This is a genomic window from uncultured Campylobacter sp. (genome assembly GCF_938045225.1).
Classification (GTDB): Bacteria; Campylobacterota; Campylobacteria; order Campylobacterales; family Campylobacteraceae; genus Campylobacter_A.
The window spans coordinates 1-8,646 of sequence record NZ_CALINL010000064.1; the positions used below are offsets into that span (position 1 = coordinate 1).

9 protein-coding genes and 1 pseudogene are annotated in these 8,646 nt (G+C 45.1%); 5 read left to right on the forward strand and 5 right to left on the reverse strand.

Annotated features, from left to right (window positions below):
* Positions 1-2: 2 nt before the first annotated feature.
* The gene (locus tag Q0200_RS02945; protein WP_297937528.1) at positions 3-983 is read left to right on the forward strand and encodes an LLM class flavin-dependent oxidoreductase; all 981 of its coding nucleotides are present in this window, start codon (positions 3-5) and stop codon (positions 981-983) included.
* On the opposite strand, the gene Q0200_RS02950 is transcribed toward Q0200_RS02945, so the two are convergent.
* From Q0200_RS02950 to Q0200_RS02970, 5 genes are all read right to left on the reverse strand, one after another.
* Positions 980-1,828 (reverse strand): DNA ligase, encoded by an 849-nt coding sequence (locus Q0200_RS02950; protein ID WP_297937540.1) that lies wholly within the window; start codon positions 1,826-1,828, stop codon positions 980-982. The two genes, Q0200_RS02945 and Q0200_RS02950, sit on opposite strands and share 4 nt — an antisense overlap.
* Entirely contained in the window at positions 1,828-2,406 is a 579-nt protein-coding gene (locus tag Q0200_RS02955) for a DNA-3-methyladenine glycosylase I (protein ID WP_297937529.1), read from the reverse strand. Before Q0200_RS02955 ends, Q0200_RS02950 begins: the two co-directional genes overlap by 1 nt.
* Positions 2,407-3,465, reverse strand: coding sequence for an NAD-dependent epimerase (locus Q0200_RS02960; RefSeq protein ID WP_297937530.1), 1,059 nt, complete (start codon positions 3,463-3,465; stop codon positions 2,407-2,409).
* A 76-nt stretch (positions 3,466-3,541) separates the two neighbouring features.
* Complete coding sequence (locus tag Q0200_RS02965) at positions 3,542-4,270, reverse strand: hypothetical protein (protein ID WP_297937531.1); 729 nt, start codon at positions 4,268-4,270, stop codon at positions 3,542-3,544.
* A 124-nt stretch (positions 4,271-4,394) separates the two neighbouring features.
* Entirely contained in the window at positions 4,395-5,309 is a 915-nt protein-coding gene (locus tag Q0200_RS02970) for a 3'-5' exonuclease (RefSeq protein ID WP_297937532.1), read from the reverse strand.
* A 63-nt stretch (positions 5,310-5,372) separates the two neighbouring features.
* Here Q0200_RS02970 and waaC point away from each other — a divergent pair, with 63 nt between their 5' ends.
* The 4 genes and pseudogenes from waaC to Q0200_RS02990 all read left to right on the forward strand — a co-directional run.
* Positions 5,373-6,359, forward strand: coding sequence for a lipopolysaccharide heptosyltransferase I (gene waaC / locus Q0200_RS02975; protein WP_297937534.1), 987 nt, complete (start codon positions 5,373-5,375; stop codon positions 6,357-6,359).
* Positions 6,352-7,245: a lipid A biosynthesis lauroyl acyltransferase gene (locus Q0200_RS02980; RefSeq protein ID WP_297937536.1), complete on the forward strand. Its 894-nt coding sequence runs from the start codon at positions 6,352-6,354 to the stop codon at positions 7,243-7,245. The genes waaC and Q0200_RS02980 overlap by 8 nt, the downstream gene beginning before the upstream one ends.
* Entirely contained in the window at positions 7,239-8,003 is a 765-nt protein-coding gene (locus Q0200_RS02985) for a glycosyltransferase family 2 protein (protein WP_297937538.1), read from the forward strand. Before Q0200_RS02980 ends, Q0200_RS02985 begins: the two co-directional genes overlap by 7 nt.
* Positions 8,000-8,646, forward strand: a pseudogene (locus Q0200_RS02990) (putative lipopolysaccharide heptosyltransferase III); the annotation flags it as partial. The gene Q0200_RS02985 and the pseudogene Q0200_RS02990, both read left to right, overlap by 4 nt.

The following is an 8,646-nucleotide window of genomic DNA, read 5'->3' on the forward strand; positions in this document are numbered from 1 at the left end:
CCATAGATGCGGCCATCAGACTGGCTAAATTTGCCGAAGATATCGGCATGAAGCGCTACTGGGTCGCAGAGCATCACAATATGCAAAATTTAGCTAGCTCAGCCACGCAGCTCATCATCGCACACATCTTAGAGCATACAAAAAGCCTGCGAGTGGGCTCTGGTGGCGTGATGCTACCAAACCACAGCTCCTACTCCATCGCCGAGCAGTACGCCACTCTTGAGACGCTATTTCCAAACCGCGTAGATCTTGGGCTAGGCAGAGCTCCAGGGACTGACCAAGATACGGCTGCTGTGCTTAGACGCGGTGCCAGAGAGATGGAATTTAACATGCAGATAAACGAGCTAATGGACTATTTTAACGCCAAAAGAGCCGTAAAAGCCTATCCAAAAATTGAAAAATTTCCGCCTATTTACATACTTGGATCAAGCATATATAGCGCATACGTGGCGGCTGAGTTTGGCCTGCCTTATGCCTTTGCATCGCACTTTGCACCACGTGCGCTAGAAAAAGCGGTAGAAATTTATCGTCAAAATTTCAAACCATCGCCCTTTTTAAAAGCGCCCTATGTCATCGCAGGAGCAAATGTGATAATAGCCCAAAGTGACGAGCTAGCAAAGAGTTTAGCCACTACGCAAACGCAATTTTTCTTAAACGTAGTAACTGGCGGAAAAGAGTATTTGCAGCCACCAAAAAAGGATAACGACGAAGTCTTTGCCATAAGTGGCAAGGCAGGCGCACAGGCTCCGCATTTTGGGCCGATCGACTTTAGGCAAATAGAGCTAAAAAATAGAGAAAGAGCCGTCACAGAAGAGATGATGGCGTGCTCTTTTATAGGCTCAAAGCAAAGCGTTAAAGAGCAAATTTTAGAGTTTCAAAACAGACTTGAAGTCGATGAGATCATGGCTCAAAGCTTCATTTTTGATGAAAAGGCACAGCTTGACTCTTTTAGGGCATTAAAAGAGATCGCAGATCAAATTTAATCCTCTCTAACCCTTAAAAATATAGGAAATCTTGGCTTGCCGTTAGCCGTTAAATTTTGAAATTTATATGTGATGATAGAGCCTATCCTTGGTGGCTCTTGACGATTTTCATCGCTTAGTCCTGAGCCTATTTTAAAGATAGTGCCCTCTTTTGGCTCGCCAGCTTTTTTTTTATCATCTTTGCCACCAAGTGCCTTGCAGGTAAGCGAGCCAGCAAAATTGGCGTATTTGCCGCTGCCTTTATTTATAGCAATAACCTCACACTCGGCGTCTTTAAATTTCTTAAATTTGAGCGCATTTTTACTTCGTTTTCGCTCGTATGGCGCATTTGGCTCACGCACGACTGCTCCCTCGCCACCTTTTGCGATCATGTCCTTTGTAAATTTTAAAAACTGGGCGTTATCGCGCATTTTTATCTGTTTTATGATGATTAAATTTTCATTTGGCTCATTTTTTAGAAATTTAGCCAAAACTTCAAGCCTACGAGGCAAGCCGCCGCTCGCCTCTGGCACGTCAAAAACGTGAAATTTAAGCCTGCTCCACGCCTTTTTATCTGGCAGCTTGTCCATCACGGTCGCTTGAATTTCTTCAAATTTAAGCCCCTTTGCGTAAAGCTCGCCATCAAGTGCAAATTTAGGGAAATTTTTAGTAAAACTTAGCGGTGCATTTAGCTTTTTGCCCTGTCTTGAGAGCAAATTCTCTCCGTCCCAGTAGGCACGCACGCCATCAAGCTTCTCACTAGCTAGCCAGCCACTGACGTTTTGATCTTTATACTCACTAAGGCGCAGCAGATCAAGAGAAAATGCAAAATTTAAAAGCACCAAAAGTGCAAAAATTATTCTAATCAAGCCTTGCACTTACAAAAACAATAGTCCATATGATCATCCACCACGCCCACGCTTTGCAAAAAGGCATAGGTGCTAACAGAGCCTAGAAATTTAAATCCTCGCTTTTTTAGCTCCTTTGCCACAAAGTCAGACATCGGCGTAGTTGCTGGCACTTGCTTGATATTTTGATAGTGATTGATGATCTGTTTGCCGTCAAATTTGGGGTCAAAATTTCTTAGCAAATGTCCCCACAAATAGTCATAAAAGCTGCCAAATTCTTGCGTCACAGACAAAAATGCAAGGGCGTTTACAGAAAGCGATTTTAGTTTTAGTCTATTGCGTATCAGCCCTTCGTTTTGCATAAATTTAGCTATCTCAGCCTCGCCATAAAGCTTGATCTTTTTAGGGTCAAAGCTGTCAAACGCCACTCTCATAGCCTCTCTTTTTTGAAGCACCCCATGCCACGAAAGTCCTGCTTGAAAGCCCTCTAAAACTATCATTTCAAAAAATTTTCTATCATCTTTTATGACTTTGCCCCACTCATTATCGTGGTAGGCTATGTCAAGCTCACCCTTGGCCCACTCGCAACGTCTCATTTAAATTTTGATCCCGTAAAACTCGCTATACCACTCGACAAATTTAGCCACGCCGTCATTTACTTTTGTGTTTGGCTTGTAGTCAAAGTCAGCCACAAGGTCGCTAACGTCTGCAAATGTCGCTGGCACGTCGCCTGCTTGAAGTGGGAGGAAATTTTTCTTGATCTCACGGCCGATCTTTATCTCAACTGCCTTGATGTAGTCCATGAGCTCGACTGGGCTGTTGTTGCCGATATTATAGACCTTAAACGGCGCCTTTGAAGTGGCTGGGTCTGGGTGCTTTGCGTCCCAAGCTGGGTTTGGCTTGGCTGGGTTGTCGATGCACTTAATAATGCCCTTTACGATGTCGTCCACGTAGGTAAAGTCGCGCTTCATCTTGCCGTAGTTAAAGACGTCGATAGTTTTATCTTTAAGCGCGGCATCAACAAACAAAAATAGCGCCATATCAGGGCGTCCCCATGGTCCATAAACCGTAAAAAAGCGAAGTCCAGTCGTTGGCACGTTAAATAGGTGGCTATAAGTGTGCGCCATCATCTCGTTGCTCTTTTTGGTCGCTGCGTAGAGGCTTATAGGGTGATTGACCGCTTCGTGCGTAGAAAATGGCATGTTTTCATTTAGGCCATAAACCGAGCTAGAGCTTGCATAGACTAGGTTTTTTATCTCGTTGTGGCGGCAGCACTCTAGGATATTCATAAAGCCTGTGATGTTGCTGTCGATATAGGCTTTTGGGTTTATGAGCGAGTAGCGAACGCCAGCTTGTGCGGCTAAATTTACCACTACGTCAAATTTCTCTTTAGTAAAAAGCTCCTTCATCGTCTTTTCATCAGCAAGGTCTGCTTTTATAAATTTTAAATTTGCATGCGTTTTTGAGGTGATAAGTTTGCCATAGTCTATCTCGCTCACGTCAAAACCAGCCGTTTTTAGGCGTGCAAGCTTTAAATTTACGTCATAGTAGTCGTTTATCACGTCATATCCAACGACCTCATCCCCGCGCGCCACAAGAGCATTTGCAAGGTGAAATCCTATAAATCCCGCCGTTCCGGTTACTAAAATTTTCATATTTTTTCCTTTGTGATTTGACGCTATTTTAGCATATTTTAAAAATCAAAGCTCGTAAATAAAATTAGCGCCAACTCTACGAACAACGCGCTAAGCCGAGCAAACATCCAAGTCCCCAACCTACGAAAAAAGTACCGTAAAAAGCCGCCCCGACTACAAATACGGCGGGAAAAGCCACTATCATCCCCGCGCTAGCGACGGGCAAACCAACGATCATCGCGGCACCGCCGAGATCTATCCCCGCACCGCCGCTGCTTGCGCCTATTTTTTCGCAATCTACATTCGTATATACTTTGATTGGATTTTGAAATTTACCCGAGGTTAAAATTTCTTTTCTTTTAGCGTCGCTTATGTTTGCCGTACTTCCGCTCAGATAATAATAACCGGTTATATATCCGGACTCCAAAAAGCTTTTTATAGCCTGAGACCCTTGCATATTTTTGTTTGGATCAAACATCTCAAAAGACGCTTTTAACGCAGCGTATCTCTCATCCGAAAATAGCTTTTTATCAAGAAAAATGACGTATGTTCCGACCATCTTTTCATCGTTGCCATATATGCAAATAGACGCAAAATCGTCTTTTATGTCATTTGCAAACTCGCTAGCGTAAAAGCGTTTGGCTTCGTCTATTTTTTCCGTTTCGTTTAGCCTAAAGCTATATTTGTCGCCGACGACGTAGTATCCGTCGTTATACGCATAAAGCCCTTGTATCTCGTCTATTTTTTTAACGCCGGCGCTTTTATCTGCGCAACCGGAAAATAGCAATGCAAATATCGCCGAAAAAGCTACGATCTTTTTATACATCGATTATCCTTTATTTTATAAATATTAAACTATCTATACTTGCTGAAATTAAATTACGCTTTAACAAAAGCGAGCCGTTTAAATTTAGCCAAACTAGCAAAATACTCTAAATTTGCGCCCGTTCTCACTGCTCGTCTAAATTTATCTCGGGCATATTTTCTTCGGTATAGTATTCCTCTACACCTGCTTGCCCGTCGTCGCCTAGCTCTGGCTCATCCTCGTAGTTTTGCGTTTCAAGGCGTACCAGTTCGCACTCCACAGCCTTGCAAAATACCGGCGTATAGCCCATCTGCGCGCAGTTTGCCCCGAGCCACTCGCTCATCACCGAGATATCGTCCGCGTAATCGTCCAGCGTCAAATTTCCGCGCAAAAGCTCGTATTTTAGGAAAAGCCAGTAGGTGTTTAGCACGTCGCTTTCGCAGTATTCGTTGATCTTGTCGATCTTACCGTCAAAAAACAGCTCCATCACCTGATCGCCGTGCACGTCGTATTTGCCGGGCAAATTTAAGCTAGCGCAGAGAGTATCTAGCTTTAGCCCGCGAACGGAGCCAAATTCGCTCACGTGATCGAGTAGATCAAAGTGAAATTTGCCGCTGTACCTGTCGCGGTAGTTGCCGTCCCATTTGCCTTTGCCAAGCTCCTTGTTTTCGACCTCGTAAAAGCTCGGAAACGATACGTTGTACCTCATCGCGCGAGTTAAAATCATCGGCAGATCAAAGCCTCGCCCGTTAAAGCTCACCAAGCGCGGGTTGTGCGAGTTTACGAAACCGATAAATTTATTTAGGATTTCGCGCTCGTTTGCGCCTTTCATCGTGCTTACGCGCAAAAATTTACCGTACTCGTCCGCCATCACCGCAGATATCGCCACTACGCGGTGAAACATCACGGGTAAAAACTCGCTTCCGCTTGCTGCCTTTTGCGCGGCAAACGCCTGCCTCGCCACCTCCGCGTCGCTTCCCTCAAAGCCGTAAATTTTACGCAAAAGCGCGGTATCGGGCACCGTCTCGCAGTCAAAAACGCAGATATAATTTTTAGCCATTTCAAACCTTTTTTAGCTATTTTTGCCTAAAATGATAGCTAAAAATCTTTATAAAAGCGGTAAATGAGTAAAAATTTAAGCCCAAACATCGCCGTTATCAAGCTCTCCGCCCTGGGCGACATCGTTCATGCGGTAGTTATTTTGCAGTTTATCGAAAAGCACTTACCGCAAGCCAAAATAACGTGGTTTGCCGATGCCAAATTTAGCGAGATTTTGTTTCTTTGCCCGAAAATTTCGCGCGTCGTATCGCTACCGTTAAAAAACGGAGAATACAAAAAAAGCTTGGAGCTGATCGCCTCTGCTAAGCAAGAGGGTGAATTCGACTACGTCATCGACCTGCAAGGACTTCTCAAATCCGCCGCGGTTGCGAAACTCCTTGGCAAAAACAGTTACGGATTTGATAAATTTAGCGCCAAAGAACCGCTTGCGGCGCTGTTTTACAGGCATAAATTTAATTGCGACTACGGAGAAAATATCATCTTGCGAAATTTAAAACTTACGGCTTTTGCCTTAGGATTTAGTTTTAGCGAGGATGAAATTTTAGACAAACAGCCTTGTTTTAGCGCCTCGCAAAGTAAATTTAAAAGCTTAAAAAAGAAAATTTTGATAGCGCCTTTTGCTAGCGAGCCCAGTAAAATTTACGATAAATTTGGAGACGTTATCGCTCTGCTAGACGAGCCGCAAAATGAAATTTTCGTCTGCTTTAACGGCGAAAACGAGGAGAAAAAAGCCATAAATTTGATCAAAAACTCAAACGCAAAACCGCTAAATTTAAGCCTAAAAGAGCTCGTGAGCTTCATCTCAAGCTGCGATCTGGTTATCGGCAACGATAGCGGCGTGACGCATATCGCCTGGGCGCAAAATCGCCCCTCTATCGCGCTTTTTGGTAACCGCCCCGCAGAGCGAAACGCCTTTGCGAGCCCCGTAAATTTAACGCTAGACGCGGGCAAAAAAATAGACGCGAAAAAGATAGATAAAAGCGACTTTTGCGTGCGGGATATCGCGCCGCATGCTATCGCAAACGCGGCAAAAAGGCTACTTGATGCGTGATTTATTTTACCTTTGGCTTTATAGATTTTTTAAATTTATTTTTACCGTTACGCCGGCGTTTTTGCTGGATCCGTTTTTAAATTTCATCGCGTTTTTATTTTATAAATTTGACGCCAAACACACAAAAATCATCAGAGCAAATCTAAATTTCGCCTACGCTGGCGAGCTCACAGCCGCGCAAAAAGAGCAAATCATCAAAGACACGTACCGAAACTATGCCAAATTTGCGGTAAATTTTATAAAAAATCAAAACGCGAGCAAGGAAAAAATCCTAGAAAAAGTCGAATTTAAAAACCTAGAAATCTTTAAAAACGCGCTTACCTCTGGCCGCCCGATCATCGTGCAAACTGCGCACTACGGGCAGTGGGAGCTTTTTTCTCTAGCTATGGCGGCGAAATTCGGCGGCGTTAGCATCGTCGGACGCGCGCTTGATAGCGCGGTCATGCAGCGCATTTTGGCGGCAAATCGCACCCGCTTTGATATCGAGCTAATCGATAAAATGGGCGGTGCAAAGCAAATTTTAAAAGCGGTCAGGGCGCGCCGATTAGTGGGCATCCTAGTTGATCAAAACACCGCCAAAGAGGAAGGCGTAGAGGTCAAATTTTTCGGGCGAAAGGTCCTGCATACGCCCGCAGTTAGCATTTTCGCGCAAAAAACGGACGCGCTCATCGTACCCGCATTTATCCGCGAAAAAGGGGCAAACCTCAGCGAAATTTGCTTTTTTCCGTCGATTGACGTTAGGGATTTTGATAAAGAAGACGCCGTGCTAAAGGCCACGCAAGCACAATCAGACGCCACCGAGGCCGCCGTACGCGAGAAGCCGGACGAGTACTTTTGGTTTCACAAACGATTTAAGCATTTTAACGAGGAAATTTATAAATGCTAAGCGTCGTAATCCTCACGCTTAACAGCGAAAAATACCTCGCAGAGGTGCTAAAAAGCTGCGAATTTGCAGACGAAGTCGTCGTGGTTGATAGCGGCTCGCAGGACGCTACGGAGCAAATTTGCGCAGGGTTTAAAAACGTCAAATTTCACAAGCAAAAATGGCTGGGATTTAGCGCGCAAAAGCAGCTGGGAGTGGATCTAGCGCATAATCGCTGGGTTTTCGTGCTAGATAGCGACGAGGTGATTTTAGAGCAGCTGAGAGATGAAATTTTGCAGGTTTTACAGCGACCCGAGTTTTGCGCGTACGAGGTGGCGCGCGCAAATATATTTTTCGGCAAAGAAGTGCGCACGATGGGGCTTTACCCCGACTGCACGGTTAGGCTTTTTGACAAGACGCAGGCGGAATTTGACGGGCGCGAGATACACGAAAAGGTCGTTTTAAAAAGCGCGGTCAAAACAGACGAACAAACCTCGGTGGACGCAGCAAATTTAACCAGCCCAAAAAACGGAATCGGTAGGTTAAAAAACCACTTCAAACACTATGCCTACGACAGCATCGAGCAGTTTATCGCCAAGCAAAATCGCTACTCGAGCCTTGGCGCAAAGGGCGCAAAATCAAGCAAATTTAAGGCCGTTTTAAATCCCGCGTGGACGTTTTTTAAGCTATTTTTCCTAAAAGGCGGCTGGCGCGAGGGCTGGCGCGGCTACGTGATAGCAAGGCTTTACGCGCAATACACATTTTGGAAGTACGTAAAATGAAAGATAAAAAAATCAAAATCCTAGTTATGAAATTTAGAAACATCGGCGACGTGCTGCTCACGACTCCGCTCATCGAAAACCTGCGCCGCATCTACCCTGACGCGCAGATAGATTTCGCGCTAAACAAGGGCACCGAGGCGATGATCGAGGGCAACCCGAACATCCAAAACATCCACGTCTACGACCGCGCAAATATAAAAGAGGTCGGCTTTTTCAAACGACTTTGGCGCGAGCTAAAGTTCATCCGCGCCATCAAAAAGCAAAAATACGACATCGCAGTGCAGACTACAACGGGCGACCGCGGCATCATCGTCGCCAAATACGCTAAAATCAAAACCATCGTGGGCTTTGAGGGCAAAAATAAAACCGTGAATAAAATAATAACGCACAAAGCCCCTAAAATAGGCGGCCTGCGCCACACCGTGGATAGAAATCTAGACGCCTTGGCCGCGCTAGGATTTGAGCCTAGCGGCAAACGAGTCAGCGTGTACTTCGATCCAGACTGCATCAGTCATCTAAATTTACCGCTTAAATTTATCCACGTGCACCTAACTAGCCGCTGGATGTTTAAGTGCGCGGACGACGAAACCATGGCGTATATTATCGACTTTTGCGAGGGGCTGGGCGCGCGCGTGGTGCTGAC

Bases quoted from the DNA above. Each gene is read 5' to 3' on its own strand.
- Q0200_RS02955 (WP_297937529.1), bottom strand. From the start codon at position 2,406: ATGAGACGTTGCGAGTGGGCCAAGGGTGAGCTTGACATAGCCTACCAC.
- Q0200_RS02960 (WP_297937530.1), bottom strand. From the start codon at position 3,465: ATGAAAATTTTAGTAACCGGAACGGCGGGATTTATAGGATTTCACCTT.
- Q0200_RS02965 (WP_297937531.1), bottom strand. From the start codon at position 4,270: ATGTATAAAAAGATCGTAGCTTTTTCGGCGATATTTGCATTGCTATTT.
- Q0200_RS02970 (WP_297937532.1), bottom strand. From the start codon at position 5,309: ATGGCTAAAAATTATATCTGCGTTTTTGACTGCGAGACGGTGCCCGAT.
- waaC (WP_297937534.1), top strand. From the start codon at position 5,373: ATGAGTAAAAATTTAAGCCCAAACATCGCCGTTATCAAGCTCTCCGCC.
- Q0200_RS02980 (WP_297937536.1), top strand. From the start codon at position 6,352: ATGCGTGATTTATTTTACCTTTGGCTTTATAGATTTTTTAAATTTATT.
- Q0200_RS02985 (WP_297937538.1), top strand. From the start codon at position 7,239: ATGCTAAGCGTCGTAATCCTCACGCTTAACAGCGAAAAATACCTCGCA.